The organism is Mycolicibacterium arenosum, from assembly GCF_024320865.1.
Classification (GTDB): Bacteria; Actinomycetota; Actinomycetes; order Mycobacteriales; family Mycobacteriaceae; genus Mycobacterium; species Mycobacterium arenosum.
This window is the reverse complement of sequence record NZ_JANDBD010000002.1, coordinates 218,743-234,869: the sequence shown is the minus strand read 5'-3', so window position 1 is coordinate 234,869 and position 16,127 is coordinate 218,743. Positions and strand designations below refer to the sequence as shown.

Annotated in this window: 19 protein-coding genes; 3 read left to right on the top strand and 16 right to left on the bottom strand. The window is 67.3% G+C overall.

The window, feature by feature from the left end:
• Positions 1-84: 84 nt before the first annotated feature.
• A complete protein-coding gene (locus NM203_RS04945; protein ID WP_255058580.1) occupies positions 85-1,188 on the bottom strand; it encodes an alkene reductase in 1,104 nt (367 codons plus the stop codon).
• Positions 1,189-1,230: 42 nt separating this feature from the next.
• On the bottom strand, positions 1,231-1,668 hold the full coding sequence (locus tag NM203_RS04940) for a Rid family hydrolase (protein WP_255058579.1): 438 nt from the start codon (positions 1,666-1,668) through the stop codon (positions 1,231-1,233).
• A 44-nt stretch (positions 1,669-1,712) separates the two neighbouring features.
• On the opposite strand from NM203_RS04940, the gene NM203_RS04935 reads away from it, so the two are divergent.
• A complete protein-coding gene (locus tag NM203_RS04935) occupies positions 1,713-2,180 on the top strand; it encodes a MarR family winged helix-turn-helix transcriptional regulator (protein ID WP_255058578.1) in 468 nt (155 codons plus the stop codon).
• Here the strand turns inward: NM203_RS04935 and NM203_RS04930 are convergent.
• On the bottom strand, positions 2,177-2,602 hold the full coding sequence (locus NM203_RS04930; RefSeq protein ID WP_255058577.1) for a PTH2-like family protein: 426 nt from the start codon (positions 2,600-2,602) through the stop codon (positions 2,177-2,179). The two genes, NM203_RS04935 and NM203_RS04930, sit on opposite strands and share 4 nt — an antisense overlap.
• 80 nt (positions 2,603-2,682) lie before the next feature.
• On the opposite strand from NM203_RS04930, the gene NM203_RS04925 reads away from it, so the two are divergent.
• Positions 2,683-3,135, top strand: a complete 453-nt coding sequence (locus tag NM203_RS04925; RefSeq protein ID WP_255058576.1) for an Lrp/AsnC family transcriptional regulator — start codon at positions 2,683-2,685, stop codon at positions 3,133-3,135.
• A gap of 20 nt (positions 3,136-3,155) precedes the next feature.
• On the opposite strand, the gene NM203_RS04920 is transcribed toward NM203_RS04925, so the two are convergent.
• Complete coding sequence (locus NM203_RS04920) at positions 3,156-3,428, bottom strand: hypothetical protein (RefSeq protein ID WP_255058573.1); 273 nt, start codon at positions 3,426-3,428, stop codon at positions 3,156-3,158.
• A 50-nt stretch (positions 3,429-3,478) separates the two neighbouring features.
• Here NM203_RS04920 and NM203_RS04915 point away from each other — a divergent pair, with 50 nt between their 5' ends.
• Complete coding sequence (locus NM203_RS04915; protein WP_255058572.1) at positions 3,479-4,657, top strand: pyridoxal phosphate-dependent aminotransferase; 1,179 nt, start codon at positions 3,479-3,481, stop codon at positions 4,655-4,657.
• Here the strand turns inward: NM203_RS04915 and NM203_RS04910 are convergent.
• The 12 genes from NM203_RS04910 to NM203_RS04855 all read right to left on the bottom strand — a co-directional run bounded on the left by NM203_RS04910 (position 4,645) and on the right by NM203_RS04855 (position 16,123).
• Complete coding sequence (locus NM203_RS04910; RefSeq protein WP_255058571.1) at positions 4,645-4,917, bottom strand: hypothetical protein; 273 nt, start codon at positions 4,915-4,917, stop codon at positions 4,645-4,647. The genes NM203_RS04915 and NM203_RS04910 overlap by 13 nt on opposite strands.
• Positions 4,918-4,992: 75 nt before the next feature.
• Positions 4,993-5,910 (bottom strand): LLM class F420-dependent oxidoreductase, encoded by a 918-nt coding sequence (locus NM203_RS04905; protein WP_255058570.1) that lies wholly within the window; start codon positions 5,908-5,910, stop codon positions 4,993-4,995.
• Positions 5,911-5,964: 54 nt separating this feature from the next.
• Entirely contained in the window at positions 5,965-6,402 is a 438-nt protein-coding gene (locus tag NM203_RS04900; protein ID WP_255058569.1) for an SRPBCC family protein, read from the bottom strand.
• A gap of 92 nt (positions 6,403-6,494) precedes the next feature.
• On the bottom strand, positions 6,495-7,565 hold the full coding sequence (locus NM203_RS04895; protein WP_255058568.1) for a CaiB/BaiF CoA transferase family protein: 1,071 nt from the start codon (positions 7,563-7,565) through the stop codon (positions 6,495-6,497).
• Between the two features lie 3 nt (positions 7,566-7,568).
• The gene (locus NM203_RS04890) at positions 7,569-8,009 is read right to left on the bottom strand and encodes an SRPBCC family protein (RefSeq protein ID WP_255058567.1); all 441 of its coding nucleotides are present in this window, start codon (positions 8,007-8,009) and stop codon (positions 7,569-7,571) included.
• A 3-nt stretch (positions 8,010-8,012) separates the two neighbouring features.
• A complete protein-coding gene (locus NM203_RS04885) occupies positions 8,013-8,453 on the bottom strand; it encodes an SRPBCC family protein (RefSeq protein WP_255058566.1) in 441 nt (146 codons plus the stop codon).
• A gap of 23 nt (positions 8,454-8,476) precedes the next feature.
• A complete protein-coding gene (locus tag NM203_RS04880) occupies positions 8,477-9,940 on the bottom strand; it encodes an MCE family protein (RefSeq protein WP_255058565.1) in 1,464 nt (487 codons plus the stop codon).
• A 1-nt stretch (position 9,941) separates the two neighbouring features.
• The gene (locus NM203_RS04875; protein WP_255058564.1) at positions 9,942-11,063 is read right to left on the bottom strand and encodes an MCE family protein; all 1,122 of its coding nucleotides are present in this window, start codon (positions 11,061-11,063) and stop codon (positions 9,942-9,944) included.
• A complete protein-coding gene (locus NM203_RS04870; RefSeq protein ID WP_255058563.1) occupies positions 11,060-12,436 on the bottom strand; it encodes an MCE family protein in 1,377 nt (458 codons plus the stop codon). The genes NM203_RS04875 and NM203_RS04870 overlap by 4 nt, the downstream gene beginning before the upstream one ends.
• Positions 12,437-12,438: 2 nt before the next feature.
• Entirely contained in the window at positions 12,439-13,731 is a 1,293-nt protein-coding gene (locus tag NM203_RS04865; RefSeq protein WP_255058562.1) for an MCE family protein, read from the bottom strand.
• Positions 13,728-14,756 carry an MCE family protein gene (locus tag NM203_RS04860; RefSeq protein ID WP_255058561.1) on the bottom strand — a complete coding sequence of 343 codons (1,029 nt, stop codon included), beginning with the start codon at positions 14,754-14,756 and terminating at the stop codon, positions 13,728-13,730. Before NM203_RS04860 ends, NM203_RS04865 begins: the two co-directional genes overlap by 4 nt.
• Complete coding sequence (locus NM203_RS04855; protein ID WP_255058560.1) at positions 14,753-16,123, bottom strand: MCE family protein; 1,371 nt, start codon at positions 16,121-16,123, stop codon at positions 14,753-14,755. The genes NM203_RS04860 and NM203_RS04855 overlap by 4 nt, the downstream gene beginning before the upstream one ends.
• Between the last annotated feature and the right edge of the window lie 4 nt (positions 16,124-16,127).

Genomic DNA, 16,127 nt, shown 5'->3' with positions numbered 1-16,127 from the left:
CGACGTGGTCATAACCCACCGACATGGAATCTGACGACGTTCCAGGGCCGTGAACGTCGTCAGATTCCGGCTCGCGGAAGAAGGTCAGGCGCTCTTGAGCTCCAGGTCGGCGAGCGTCGGGTAGTCGACGTAGCCGACCGGGCCCGGTGCGTAGAACGTCGCCTCATCCGGGGTGTTGAGGTCGGCGCCCACGCGCAGCCGGTCGATCAGGTCCGGATTGGCGAGGAACGCCCGGCCCACCGCGGCGGCACCGATGACGCCCCAGTCGGCGAGTTCCTCGAGCTGGCAGAAGCTGGTGTCGGTCGCGCGCCCGGTGTTCAGCACCAGCGTCTGCGGCCACAGCGAGCGGATGACCCCGAACTCCGGCGTCGACGGATCCGCCACCACGTGCAGGTAGGCCAGGCCGAGCCCGCCGATCCGGTTCAGCAGCGCCTCGTAGGCGCCGATGGTGTCGACTTCGCGCATGTCGCCTGCGGGGTTTCCCGGCGAGATGCGCAGTCCGACGCGGCCCGCGCCGACCTCGGCGACGATGGCCTCGACCACCTCGGCGGTCAGGCGGGCGCGATTGTCCGGCGACCCGCCGTAGGCGTCGGTGCGCTGATTCACGACGTCGGAGAGGAACTCGTGCAGCAGGTAGCCGTTGGCCGAGTGGATCTCGACGCCGTCCATGCCCGCGTCGATCGCCCGGCGCGCGGACGCGCGGAACCGCTCGACGATCGGGACGATCTCGGCGGTGTCCAGCGCCCGCGGCACCGGCAGCGGCTGCTTGCCCTGTCGTGTGTGTGTCGTCAGGTCGGCCGCGATCGCCGACGGCCCGACCACCTCGGTTCCGCTGATGTCGGGATGGGCCATCCGGCCGACGTGCCACAGCTGCATGAACATCCGGCCACCGGTCTCGTGCACCGCGGCGGCGATCTCTGCCCACTTCTCCTGATGGGTGTCGGTGTAGTTGCCGGGGGTGTTCATGTACGCGCCGTTGGCGTCGGCCGAGACGGCCGTGGCCTCGCTGATGATCACTCCCGCCGCTCCGCGCTGGGAGTAGTACTCCGCGGCGAGATCCGACGGCGTGCCGTCCGCCTGCGCCCGCGACCGGGTCAGCGGCGCCATGAAGATCCGGTTGGCGGCGACGGTGTCGCCGATCGTCACGGGCTGCAGCAGTGGGGAGTCTTCGCCGAGGGTGAACGTCATGGCTGCCTCAGCGCCTCCGGCGACCGTTTCATTCCCTAACGATCAGTCCCTCACGACGGCGGTGACGCGAATCTCGACGCGCATCGTCGGCGCCCCCAGCACCGTGACACCGGTCTGGGTCCAGATCGGCGCCCGGTCCCCCATCCGCTGGCGGAACTGCGCGGCCATGACGTCGTTGTGGTCGGCTCCGATCGTGACGGCACCGTCGGCGAGCTTGTGATAGCTGTTGACGTGGACGACGTCGCGCCAGGTGGCACCGGCCGTCGCGAGCGTCCGCTCGATGTTGTCGAACGCCGTCACGATCTCGTCTTCGAGTTCCTCGGCGATGTTGATGTCGTCATCCCAGCCGCCGTGGCCGGAGATCTCCACCCGGTTCCCGATCCTGACGGCCTGGCTGTAATGCAGCATGCCCTTGAGCTTTTCGCCGAATCCCGGTGTTACGAAGAACTCGACCTCTGTTTCCGATTTCACTTCATGCATGAAGTCAACCGTACACGTGATGACTTCATGCGTAAAGTGAACGAATGGCGAAGACCGAGGAGCCCCAGTGGCTGTCCCCGAGCGAGAAGCAGGCCTGGACCGGGCTGGTGTCGCTGATGCTGCTGTTGCCGGGAAAGCTCGAGGCACCGCTGCGCGAGGTCGACCTGACGCTATTCGAGTACCTGACGCTGAGCCACGTCTCCGAGGCGCCGGACCGCCGAATCCGCATGAGCGAGTTGGCATTCCTCGCCAACGGGTCGCTGTCCCGACTCTCCAACGTGGTCAAGCGCTTCGAACAGCGCGGCTGGATGACGCGATCCCCCGACCCCGACGACGGCCGCTACACACTGGCCCATCTGACCGACGCCGGCTACCGCCTGGTCGTCGAGGCCGCGCCGATCCACATGCGCGCCGTGCGCGAATTCGTGCTGGACCCGTTGAACGCCAGCGACATCCAGGCGCTGACCCGAATCGCGGAGAAGCTGCGGGTGGTCGATCCCAACTTCGGTTAAGCGTGCAGTTTCAATCCGTCGACGACCTTGTCGACGGTCCTGCGATCGGCGCGAAGCGCGATCCCGACGAGATCAAGTTCGGCCTGCGCCACCGAGGCCACCGCCGCGCGGTTGGCCGCGTCGTGCCCGGTGGTGAACAACTCGGAGGTGAACACGGCGGGCACGACACCACGCGACAGCGCGCGGGTGAGCGTCCTGGTCATCCGAGCGGCGTCCGCGGTGTAGACCATGACGGGCTGACCGAACATCGGCGTGTACTTGGTGCCGTCGGCGTCGACGTAGTTCTCGCCGATCGACTCGTCGGCCGTCGCGGCGATACCACTGGCCAGGAACGCCGTCACGTTGAGCTTCTGCCAGGTGGGCAGGTCGTCGCGCAAGATGACCGCTATCTTAGTGTCGAAAGCGGGTGTTTGATCGTTCATGAGGACAGAAGCTAGCCATCCGCACCTTGCCATGGTGCCCGTGCCGAATTATGTTCGGCGATAGGTCGGAGAGAGGCGGCATGGACGAACTTGATTCGGCGATCCTCGCCGCGCTGCAGGCGGATGGTCGACGCAGTAATCGCGAGCTGGCCGCCGAACTCGGGGTGGCCCCGTCGACCGCTCTCGAGCGTGTACGCGCGCTACGACAGCGCGGGGTGCTGACCGGCGTGCATTACGCGGCCGACCCCGCCATGCTGGGCAGACCGGTCCAGGCGATGGTGACGGTGCGGCTGCGGCCGCAGTCCCGCGAGATCGTGCAGGGCTTCCGCGATTTCGTGATCCGGCTGCCCGAGACCCTGCAGGTGTTCATCACCACCGGCAGCGAGGACATCCTGGTGCACGTCGCCGTGCCCTCGACGGAGGCGTTACGGGATTTCGTGCTCGATTCACTGACCAAACGACGCGAGGTCGCCGGAGTTCGCACGGAGGTCGTCTTCGACCACGTTCGCAACCACGTCGTGCGGCCCGCGTGATGTCGAAATCGCGAAGAACATCACGATGCTGTGATCACGTCGCGGGCCAGCCTCAGGTCGTCGAGCTCCGGATGGTCGAGCCTCTTGATCATGTGAGTCGCCGCGACGACGGCGGAAAGTGCCGACACCACCTGTTCGGACGGTGTGGCACCGCGGGCGCGTCGACGCTCGTGTAGGAGCTGTCGGGTGAGGTGCAGGCCGATGCCCGTGTTGGCTCGGGTCACCACAGCGATGGACTCGTCGTTGTTCGTCAGCACCCCATCAGAGCCCAACCGGGATGGTCTGACAGGCACGAGGTGTACACCGTTAGCGCGGAATACGGGCGTCGCTAGGCTCGGTGAGCATGACAGTCGCCCGACTCCAGCCCTACGCGGTGACGATCTTCGCCGAGATGTCCGCGCTCGCCGCCCGCGTCGGCGCGGTGAACCTGGGTCAGGGGTTCCCCGACGAGGACGGCCCGGCGGCCATGCTGAAGACCGCCGAGCAGGCCATCGCCGACGGGGTGAACCAGTACCCGCCGGGATTGGGCATCGCGCCGCTACGCGAGGCGATCGCCGCCCAGCGCCGGCGCCACTACGGAATCGGCTACGACCCGGACACGGAGATCCTCGTCACCGTCGGGGCGACGGAGGCCATCGCCGCGTCTGTCATCGGACTCGTCGAACCCGGCTCCGAGGTGCTGATCATCGAGCCGTTCTACGACTCCTACTCCCCCGTCATCGCGATGGCCGGCTGTCACCGGGTGGCGGTGCCGATGGTCGCCGACGGCCACGGGTTCGCGATCGACGTCGACGCGCTGCGCGCCGCGGTCACCCCGAAGACCCGCGCGCTGATGCTGAACTCGCCGCACAACCCGACGGGCACGGTGGCCTCGCACGAGGAACTGGCCGCGATCGCCGACCTCGCCGTCGCCCACGACCTGCTGGTGATCACCGACGAGGTCTACGAGAACCTGGTCTTCGACGGCCTGCGGCACGTTCCGCTCGCGTCGTATCCAGGCATGGCGTCGCGCACCATCACCATCTCGAGCGCGGCCAAGATGTTCAACGTCACCGGCTGGAAGATCGGATGGGCCTGCGGCCCAGCCGAACTCATTGCAGGGGTGCGGGCGGCCAAGCAGTACCTCAGCTACGTCGGCGGGGCACCGTTCCAGCCGGCGGTCGCCCAGGCGCTCAACGACGAGGACGGCTGGTCCGCGGCGCTACGAGAGTCGTTCGAAGCCAGGCGGAATCGATTGGCGGCGGCGCTGGCCGACATCGGCTTCGCCGTCCACGACAGCCACGGCACCTACTTCCTGTGCGCAGACCCGCGCCCGCTCGGCTACGCCGACTCGACGACGTTCTGCGCCGAACTGCCCGAGCGGGCGGGTGTCGCCGCGATCCCGATGTCGGCGTTCTGCGATCCGAACTCCGGCCACATCGACCAGTGGAATCACCTGGTGCGCTTCGCCTTCTGCAAACGCGACGACACGATGACCGAGGCGATCTCCCGGCTGCAGGTGCTGAAAGGTCACTCGTCGTGATCGTCGTCGCACGACAGCGTGACGTAGACGGTTGAACCCGGCCCCGATAGACCGCTGACCTGCGTGGCCGTGCACTCCGAGAGCGGCGCTTCCGCGTCCCCCTGGACCTGAACGTCGTAACCCTTGGCCTGCAGGCTGCTCACCACGGTGTCGGCCTGCTGACCGCCGTAGGGGTCGGCATTGGCGGGGGCGGCCATGGTGAATCCGGCGGCGAAGATGTAACCGGTGGCGGCGGCGGTGGCGAGGAGTGTTCTTCTCATGGCTCGAGCCTCCCGCGATCCCGCGCCGGCGTCGTCGATGCCAGCACCCAGTCCCCGCTACCGGTTAGCCGCCATTCACAAGGACGCGGCGACCTCCCACACCGGCTCGAGCGCGGCGATTCCGGTTCGCACCAGCGGACTCAGCACGACATCGGTGGCGCCTGCATCCCGGTAGCGGCGCAGCTGCCTGGCCACGTCCTGGGCGGTGCCGACCGCGGCGAGGTCGATCACCGAGTCGACGCCCTCGCGTTCGATGACCTTCGCGTACGACGGAATCGACGTGTAGAAGCCCAGCGCCTCGGCGGCGGCGTCGCGGCCCGCGTCGATGTCGTCCGTGACGAGGACCGGCACGGCGGCGATCACCTCCGGCGCGGGCCTGCCGGCCTCGGCAGCCGCCGACGCGATGGTAGGCACGATGAACTCATCGAGTGTCCGTGGCCCCGCCAGGTACGGCAGCGTGCCATCGGCCAGTTCTCCGGTGACGCGTAACGCCCTGGGCCCCATGGCCGCAACGTAGATCGGTAACGGTGATCCACCCGCAACGGTGACCGGCCACTCGGGGCTCGCGGACAACTCCGCACCTTGGAAGTCGACGGTGCCGGAGTCGAAGATCGAGCGCAGCACCTGCAGGTGTTCGCGGAGCCGACCGATGGTGTTCGTCCATTCGACGCCGAACGCCTTCGCCTCGGGCGCGTGGGCACCGAGACCGAGTCCGAGGCTGAAGTTCCCATGCGCCGCGGCTTGCGCGGTCTGCGCCTGCGATGCGAGGACAAGCGGGTGGCGAGGGTTGATCGGTACGACGAATGTCCCGACGCCCAGCCCCGGTACGGCCGCGCCGACGAGACCCGACAGCGTGATCGCGTCGTGGTCGAACTGCTGCGCGATCCACACCTGGCGCACGCCGGCGGCATAGGCGCGGCGCGCCTGATCGACGGCGGCGTCGACGTGGTTGGGGGCGGACCTGTCCGGATCGAGTACTACTCCTGTGGGCATGTACGGGTCAGCGCCAGGGCGTCCCGGCACATTCCGTTTAGATCGTGCCGATTCCTAGCCGTAGAAGCGCGTCACCCGGCAGCGCAACCGGTCGACGGCCGCGTCGAGCACCATCTTCTTGGCGCGCTTGATCAGGAAGGACGGGATCGGCGCGGCGAGGTCGACGATCAGGTCGAATCTGACTCGGGTGCGGTCACCCTCGCGGATCAGCTTGTACTCCCCGTGCTGGCCGCGCTGCTGGAACGTCTCCTCGGCGTCCCACACCATCCAGTCGTCACCCCAGTGGTACTCGAGCATCTCCGTGTCGGAGATCCCCATGATCTTCACGGTCGCCTTCACGTGATGGGGTCGGCCATCGGGATGTCGGTCCACGACTTCCGTGGACCTGTGCAGGGTGGACCAGGACGGCACCTCGTCGATGTCGGCGAGCGCATTGAGGATCGCCTCCGGCGAGGCGTCGAAGAGGACTTCTCTCGACGCTCGTACAGCCATCAGGCAAATATAAGACTGCCCTTAGATTGAGGCAAGACTTTTCGCGAACTGCGATTTTGTTCATCGACGACGTTGCCAGCAGCAAATCGCCGTCACCAACCGATATCGGAGCGCGCCGTCGTCTGCTGCGGCGGTCGGCCGATAGGGCCCGGCTGGGACCGCGAGAACCGAGGCGCGGGCGCGGCCTGCGTGACGCCGTCGACGTCGGTCAACGTCGAGCGCGCCAGCAGATGGTCGTTGGTCGCGGCCTCCGTCCAGGTCAGCACCGGGGTGACGCAGGCGTCGGTGCCGTCGAAGATCACCGTCCACTCGGCGCGGGTCTTCGTCGCGAACCGCTCGGTGAGGATCGCCGCCATCTCCTCGAAGCGGTCACGGTCGTGCTGCGGCGGGACCTCCTCGGGCGACAGGCCGAGCCCCTGGAGCAGTTGCGAGAAGAACTGCGGCTCAATGGATCCCACCGCCATGTACTGCCCGTCAGCCGTCTCGTAGGTGCGGTAGTACGGGGCGCTGCCGTCCAACAGGAACGTCTCCCGCCGGTCCCGCAGCGCGCCCGTCGACTTCTGCGTCCACATCATCTGCGACAGCACGCTCACGCCGTCGACCATCGCGGCGTCGATCACCTGCCCCCGTCCCGAGTGCTCCCGCTCGTACAACGCCGACACAATGCCCAGCAGCACGAACATCGACCCGCCACCGAAATCGGCAACGTAGTTCAGCGGCACGACGGGCGGCCGGTCGCGGAAGCCGATGGCACTGAGCGCGCCGGTCTGCGACAGGTAGTTGATGTCGTGCCCCGCCGTCCGCGCCAGCGGGCCGTCCTGCCCCCACCCGGTGATACGCGCGAAGATCAGCCGCGGATTGACCGCCGCGCACTCCGCGGGCCCGATGCCGAGCCGCTCGCACGTGCCCGGCCGGAAGCAGTCCAGCAGCACGTCGGCCTTGGCCGCCAGGTCCAGCAGCAGGTGCGGGTCGTTCTTGACGTCGAGGTCGACGGCGCGCTTGCCGCGGTGCATCAGGTCGACGTTCTCCGCGGGCATCGCGAGGCCACCGGGGCGGCGCACGCGCACGACGTCGGCACCCAGGTCGGCGAGGATCATGCCCGCGTGTGGACCCGGTCCGATACCGCCGAGTTCGAGGACCCTCACCCCGGCCAGGGGACCCATGCGCTAGCCCTTCTTGACCTTCAGCACCCGCTTGCGCAGCCCCTCGGTCGCGGTCGTGAGCAGACCCTTCGCGCCCTGTTTCACCAGGAAGCCGGGCAGCGGCGCGATGAGATCCACCATGAGGTCGAACCGAACCCGCGTCTTGTCCCCCTCGGGGATCAGGGTGTAGCGCGCGTCCTGCGCGCGCTGCTGCTGGGAGCTCACCAGCGTCCAGCCGATGCCGTCGGGGTAGGTGGCGTGGTCCATGAACTGCTCGTCACTGATCCCGACGACCTTGACGACCATGCGGGACTTCTTCGGGTGCCCGTTGTCGTCTCGCTCGAGCACCTCGACCTCCTGGTGCGCCGAGGACCACTCGGTCAGGTGCTCGATGTCCAGGAGCACGTCGAGGATCTCGTCGGGTGTCGCCTCGATGACGACCTCGCGTCGTTCGGTGATGGCCACCCGCTAGCCCTTCTTGACCTTCAGCACCTGCTTGGCCAACCCGTCCGTGGCGGTCTCCATGCCGCCCTTGAGCGTGCGCTTGACGATGAATCCGGGCAGCGGCACCGACAGGTCGATCTTCATGTCGAACCGGACCTTGGTCTTGTCCCCTGCCGGAGTGAGCGTGTAGCCCGCGTCCTGCGCCTTCATCGAACTCGACGAGAGCAGTGTCCACGTGACGCTGCTATCGGTCCAGGTGTACTCGATCACCTGTTCGTCGGTGATGCCCGCGGCCTTGACCGTCATCTTGGCCTGCTTGGGCCGCCCGTCCGGATACCGCTCGAGGATCTCGGACTTGGTGTACTGCGGGGACCAGCTGGGTGTCGACTCCACGTCGGCGATGACGTCGAGGATCTCCTCGGGCGTCGCTGCGATCGTGACTTCACGCGAATCGGTGGTTGCCATGGCGCAACCGTAGCGAGTCGGAACTAACGGCCGGGCGGTATCAGCAGGGACTCCCACGAGGTGGCGGGTTGCTGCGCCAGATCGGCCTGGGTGTAACGACGCCCGTCGGGCCCGGTGAACGCTCCGGTGGCGGGGTCGTACGGCACGAAGGCGACGGGTGGCGCCGCGCTCGGTGGCGCCGCGGCGACATCCGGGCCGGGCCAGGCGACCCCCGGCGCGAACTGCGGCACCCCCTGACCCGACAGCGTCGCGTTGGGGTCGCCCTTCCAGTTAGTGCCGTCGTTGAGCGGCACGTAGTTCTCGTTGCTCTCGCACAACTCCACTGACGGCGCGCGCTTGGCGGGGTTACCCGCACACGGAATATTGCGCACACCACGGACATTCATGTTCGAGTCCTGAGGCAGCCGGCAGTAGAGCTCGCCGAGGGTGCGGTCGGGCGCGTCCTCGTTGACGGGCGAGCGCTGTTGTTGCACGGGAAGGAAGCCGGTGTTGCACGGCGGCGGCAGGTTCAGGTTCAGATTGAAGTCGAGGTAGATGCCCTTGTAGTCCTGCTGGGTGTCGGCGTTCGGCAGCGCGATCGCGGACATCACCGCGGTGCCCTGCGGGAACAGAACCAGCAACTGCTCGATGTTGGGCCGGTAGGTCACCGCGATGTCGCCGAGGCTGACCATGTTGGCCAGCAACACGGGCAGCGCGGGGGCAACCCGGTCGAGCAGCGCCCTGCCCTCGTTCAGCGCGGGCGCGCCTTTGCGCAGCAGGTCCGCGAAGGCCGGGTCCTGAGCCGCCAGCTGGCCGGTGATCGACGCCAGCCGCTGCGCCCACGTCGCGATCGAATCCGAGGTCCGCACTTGCGACTCCAGCACGGCGGGCGCCTGGTCGATCAGCTGGGTGATCGAATCCTTCTTCTCGCCCGCCTGAATCGCCAGCGACGTGGAGCCGTCGATGATGCGCGACAGTTCGGGTCCCAGCCCCGCCACCGCCGTCGCCGCCTCGTCCACGACGGTCTTCAGGTTGTCCTGCGGAATCGCCTTCAGCGCGGTGTTCGTCGCGTCGAGCAGGCTGCCGATGTCGGCGGGGACGGTCACGTTCGCAGCGGCGATGGTATCGCCGTCGGCCAGCATCCGGCCGCCGTCGTCGCCCTTGGGCGTCAGTTCCAGGAACTGCTCGCCGACCGCCGATCGGCTGTGCACCGCAGCCTCGACGTCGGCGGGGATCGGCGTGTCCGAGTTCAGCTTCAGTTCGGCCCTCGCGCCGGTGGCCGTGACGTCGACGGACTCGACGCGACCGATCTCGGTGCCGCGGTAGGTCACCACCGACGTCGGGTACAGCCCGCCGGTCGCGGGTAGGTCGACCGTGACGTGGTATCGACCGATCCCGATAAGCGCGGGGACGTTGATGAACCCGAACGCCATGATGCCGACGGCGATCACGGTCACCGCCGCCAGGATCACCAGCTGCGTCCACACGGTGCGCGGAAGGCGTATCACGTCAGTACGCTCCCCAGTTGTACGGCGCGATCAACGGGTTGCCCGCGGTGTACGGACTCGGCATCTGACCGATCGTCCGGCCCCACTGCAGCTCGAGCTCCGTGAGGTTGCCCTCCCACCGCGTGCCGGTGAACAAGCCGCTGTCGAGTCGGCTGAGCGTGAGGTCGACCACCAGGCTGATGTTGGCGAAGTCACCGCGGAACCAGTTGCCGATGGTGCTCTTCACCCACGGGTAGGTCGACAGGAAGTCGAGGCCCCTGGTCAGCGACGGGCCCGCGTTCGCGAGTTCGCGAAGTACCGGAGCGATGTTGCGCAGGTTCGCGACGAGCGATTCCCGCGTCTGGTCCGCCGTCGACGCGGCGACCGCACCGAACCTGCCGAGCGCGGTGACGGCGTCGGCGATCTGCGTGCGCGACTCCGCCAGCACAGCAAGCGCTTTCGGAATGTCGGTGAGCGCTTTGTCCACCGTGTCATCCCTGGCGGCCACCTGCCCCGCCAGCGAGTTCAGTTTCTCGGTCGCGGTGATGATGTCGTCGGTCTGCACGTTGAGCTGGCTGATGAAGGCGTCCAACTGCGTGAGCAGGCTGCGCATGTCGTTCTCGCGGCCGGCGAGCGCCTTCGCGAACGTCTGATTGATCTCCTGTAGCTGCCCGAGCCCGCCGCCGTTCAGCAGGATCGACACCGACGCGAGGGTCTGTTCGGTGGTCGGGTAGGTCGCGGCCGACGACAGGGGGATCACCGACCCGTCCTTGAGCTCACCCTCCGGCGCCACGTCGGTCGGCGGCGCCAGCTCGATGTGCATCGAGCCGAGGAGGCTGGTCTGCCCCACCTTCGCGGTGCTGTTGGCAGGAAGGCGAACGTCGCCGTTGATGCGCATGGTGACCAGCGCGTGCCAGTCCTGCACCTCGATTCTGGTGACGTTGCCGACGTTCACGTCGGCCACCCGGACACGGGTGTTCTGTTGGATGACAACGACATCGGGCAGCTGCGCCTGAATGGTGTACGACCCGTCCGAGTCCCCTGAAGTACCCGGCAGCGACAGCGAGTTCAGACCCCGCCACTCACAGCCGGGCACGGCGAAGAGGCAGACGGCGATGAACACGGCGAGGAGGGAGCGCGTCACGGGGTCCCTCCCGGCGCGGGCGGCTGCTGTTCGGCCGGGAGCGGCGGCAGCGACGGGTCCGGTTGCGGTCCGAGGCCGGGTGGCAGCATCAGGCCCTGCAGTCCGAGGGCCGCATCGGCCGGCGTCGCCTGCGGTCCGCCCGTCAGCAGGGACGCCTCCGCGGGTAGAGGAGCCGGTGGCACTCCCGCCGGTGGCAGGTTCGGGTTCAGCCGGTCCTCGCTGTAGGTGATCTCGTTGGGCCGGGCCGACGCACCGACGAACGGGTTGAAGCCGAGCGGCGGATAGTTGTACTGGCGGTTCTTGATGATCGGCGCCAGGTACTGTTCGCACAGCTTCGACGACACGTCGTTGTTCATCCGCGACGCGGCTTGGATTGCGCCGCAGATGAACTGGACGGTGTTCGCGAAGTTCACCGGCGCCAGGATGCCGGTCACCGCGCTCTGCGCGGGCTGGTAGATGTTCATGAAGTTCTGGAACACCGTCGGCGCGATGTGCAGGACCTGCTTGAGATCCATCCGGCTGTCGTTGAGCGCGGTGGTGATGGCGTTGAGCCGGTCGACGGTCACGCCGGTACTCTCGCGGTTGTCGGCGAGGAATCCGCTCAGATCGTTGACCGCCCCGTCGAGTCCCTTTGTCGCGTTGGTGAACTCGTCGGGCGAGTTGGACAGCACGGTGGTCACGTCGGCGAGGTTGATGTTGAACGCGGCCAGCAGGTCACTGCTCGACGACAGCGCCGACACCAGCAGTTGCAGGTTCTTGACCGTGGTGAAGATGTCGGTGCTGTGGTCGCCCAGTGCCGACAGCGCCTGGGACAGCTTGATCACCGTCTCGCGCGCGGTGTCGCCCTCGCCGCGGAGGTTGTCGGCAGCGGTGTTGATGAACTCGCCCACCGGACTCGGACCACCCGGCGTCGTCGGCTGCAGCGAGTCCGTCAGCTTCTCGAGCTGCTGCCGGAAGTCGTCCCACTCGACGGGTACGGCAGTGCGCTCCTGCGGAATCTCGGCTCCCGCTTCCAGTTTCGGGCCACCGTCGTACGCGGGCACCAACTGGATGGCACGAGCGCTGACGAGGGACGGCGACAGGATCGCGGCCTTGACATCTGCGGGCACCGGGTACTGAGACTCCACCGAGAAGGTGACCTTCGTCGTAGTCGGCTGCGGCTCGATCTCGTCGACCGTGCCGACGGCGACACCGAGGATGCGGATCTCGTCGCCGGTGTAGAGGCCGTTGGTGTTCGCGAAGTACGCGACGTAGGTGTCTTTCGTGACGCCTTTCCACCAGGGGGTCGCGACGAACGTGATACCGACGGCGAGTGTCACCGCGAGCACGACCGCCGCGGTGATGCGAATGGTGCGGGATGACGGGGAGGACATGACTAGCCACCTCCTTGCGCCGGCGGTCCCGGCGGCGGCCCACCGGGCGGGGGCGCGGGTTCGGGCTCCCGATACGGGTAGCAGCCGGTCGGACCGGGCAGCGGCACGCCGGGCGGTCCGCAACCCTGGTCGCCGACGTTGCCCGTGATGGCGTCGGGCAGCATCAGGCTCGGCAGACCGCCCTGCCCGGTGCGCGGGTACGGCATCGGCAACGGCGGGGTGCCGGGCTGACCGATCGGCGGGTCGACGAGTTGCGACGGCAGCAGCACGTTGGGGTCCAGCCCGAGGTCGGAGAACGCCGCGTCGATGAACGGCTGGGCGAACTGGCCGGGCACCAGGTTCATGAGCGAGGCCTTGAAGAAGGGTCCCGACCCCAGCACCTCACCGAACGACATCGCGTAGCGCCGCAACAGCGACAACGTCTTCTGCAACTCCTGCTTGCGGTTGTCGAGGATGCTCAGCACCCCGTTGAGCTTGTCGAGCGCGGGCTTCAGCGTCTGGCGGTTGTCGTCGACGATGCCGGAGATCGAGGCCGATACCGCGGTCAGGTTGTTCATCAGCGCGTCGAGTGAATCCCGTTGTGCGAGTAGCTCGGAGAGCAACGCGTTGCTGTTGGCCACCAGCTGGGCGATCTGATCGCTGCGCTTGGCCAGCACCCCGGTCACCTTGTTGGCGTTGGCAAGCAGGTTGCGCAGTTCGGCATCGCGGCTGTTGAGGGTGTCGGAGAACCGCGACACCCCCTCGAGCGCGAGCTTGAGATCCAGTGGAGTGTCGGCGAACGTCTGCGACAGCGTGGTGAGCGCCGACGACAGCTGAGTGGTGTCGAGCCCGCTGATGGCGGTCGTCAGATCCCCCAGCGCGGAGGGCAGGTCGTAGGGCGACTTCGTGCGATCGAGCGGGATCGGCCCGTCGAGCACGCCATCGCCGCGTGGCGTGATCTCGAGCATCTTGGTGCCGAGCACCGTCTCGGTCTTGATCGCCGCCTCGGTACGATCGCCGAGTTCGACGCCCTTGTCCACCGTGAAGTCGACGCGCACCTGCGTGCCCTCGAGCGTGGTGTCGGACACCCTGCCGACGGACAGCCCGGACACCCGCACGTCGCTGCCGGACTTGATCCCGCCCGCCTCGGCGAAGTAAGCGGAGTAGTCGTCGGTGCCCTTGATGAAAGGCAGCTTGTCGTAGGAGAACGACGTGACGACCACGGCGATCACCACCGCGATACCGACCGCGCCCACGGCGAGCCGGTTACGCTCTGCGAGCGGTTTGATGTTGGGCCGCTTCAGTTTCAGGCTCATTTCGGTGTGCACCGCCCGGAGTCCTGGCCCGCCACCTTGACGAACACCGGCTGACCGCCCTTGCCGTTGAGCTTGAGGATCGCGTCACACAGGTAGAACCCGAAGTAGTCGCCGTACAGACCCTGGCGCGCCAGCACCTGATACGCGTCGGGCAGGGTCCTGACCAACTCGTCGACGTAGTCGTGGTCGGCTTCCACCTGGCTCGCGAACCGATCGGTCTGCACCACGGTGTCCTTGATGGGTTGACGTGCGGCGGTCAGCAGGTCGGCGACCGATCCGGCGGCGGCGTTGATGTAACCGACTCCGTTGGCGATGTCCTGCTTACGGTCGCTGAGCCCCTGCACCAGTTCCGACAGCTTGTCGAGACCCTCGCCGAACTGGTCGTCCTGCGCAGCGAACGTGTCCAACACGGTGTTCAGGTTGGCGATCACGTCACCGATCAGCTGGTCGCGCCCGGCGAGCGTGGACGTCAGAGCAGAGGTCTGCGACAGCACCGACGAGATGGTGGCGCCCTGCCCCTGGAACACCTGGAGCAGTTCCCCGCTGAGCGCGTTGACCTGCTCCGGGTCGAGCGCGCGGAACAAGGGCCGGAATCCGCCGATCAGCGCGTCGACGTCCAAGGCCGGGGACGTCCGGGCCAGCGGAATAGCTTGTCCCGCTGATAGTTTGCGCGTCGAACCGGGCCCGTCCTCGAGCGCGAGGTACCGGTCACCGATGAGGTTCTCGTAGCGCACGGCGGCTCTGGTGCCCTCGGTGAGCGTCAGGTTCCGGTCGACGTTGAAGACGACGGTGACGGTGCCGTCCTTCTTCAGCGTCATGTTCTCGACCTTGCCGACCTCGACGCCCGCGATGCGAACGAAGTTGCCGCCCTTAAGTCCTGAGACGTTGCTGAACAACGCGGTGTACGTCGTTCTGGAGTCGAAGCGGAACTGCCCGAACACCGTGACCAACGCGAACATGAAGATGAAGCAGACGGTGATGAACGCCACGACGCGCACCAGGGTGCGACCGGTCCTGCCTCTCATGGCTGCCCCTCCATCGGTGGCGGTCGCGTTCCCGGCGGCGGCGGGTAGAGCGGAGTGCCGTCCGGCGCGAACAGCGGTGCGCCGTAAGCGGGTGCGCCGGGATAGGCGGGCGGCGGACCGGGTGCGGGCCCACCCTCGTAGCGGATCTTCGGCGGCTCCGGGATCGCCTTGGTGGCGGGCAGGTAGTTGGCGAAACCGGGGAATCCGATACCGGGATTGGGACGCACGTCGAGGCCGGTTCCGAACCCGGTGTCGGTGACGAGGTACTTGACCGGGAAGTTCTTGCTGACGTCGGGCAGGGATCCGCAGCTCGGCTTGCCACCAGGGCCGCCCTTGGCGTTGACGACGGGCAGGTTGTCCGGATACCGGTAGGGATCGTCACCGAACAGCAGCGCGGCGTCCATGATCACCGATTTCCCGTTGCCGCCCAGCGCATCCCGGCCACCGTGGTCGAGGAACCACTGCGCACCTTGGAACAGGCAGGTGTAGGTCGGCGAGTACTTGAACAGAAGGTCGGTCGTCGACACCAGCGTGTTCATCGACCGGATGATGTTCGGCTGGTTACCCCCGATCACGTCGACACCGGACTGGGAGAAGCCGACCGCCGACAGCAGTACGTCGTTGAGCGCGCCTGCGTTGTCGGAGATCGTGGTGCTGGTCTTCGAGAACGACTCGAGAATCGACAGGATATCCTGCGCCGCTGTCGAATACGCATCCGCGGTCTGCCCGAAGAGCTGCCAGTTCCGCTGCACGGTCGGCATGCGCGGATTGACGGCGAGGAGCACGTCGTTCGCGTCGGTGATCGCCTCCCCGATGACCTCGCCCTTGCCGCGCAGGGCTTCGGCGAGCGCTGACAGCACCGAGTTCAGCTTCGCCGGGTCGATGGCCTGCACCACGGACTGCAGGTTCTCGAACACCGTGTTGACCTCGACGGTCACGTTGCGCGACTGCAGCACCGCGCCTGGGGCGAGCGACTGGCCACTGGGGCCGCCATTCGGCACGGTGAGATCGACGTACTTGGCGCCGAATGCGGTGCTGGACTTGATCTCCGCCTCAATGTTGCTCGGCAGGTAGCCGAACTCGTGCGGATAGATCTTGAGCGTCAACTTCGAGAACGCCGCGTCGCCGCCCGCGTCGGCACCGATCGAGGCGACCTCGCCGATCTGCACGCCGCGCAGTTTCACCTTCGCGCCGTTCTCCATCACCAGTCCGGAGCGATCGGAGACCAGGGTCAGCGGTACGAAGCTGCGCAGGGTTCCGGAGAACAGCAGCGCGGTCAGCACCGTCAACGCGATGATGACGACGAACAGCACCGGAGCCCACCAGATGGGGTCGATGCCCGCCCGCCTCGGCGAATTCTCCTGCACCCCG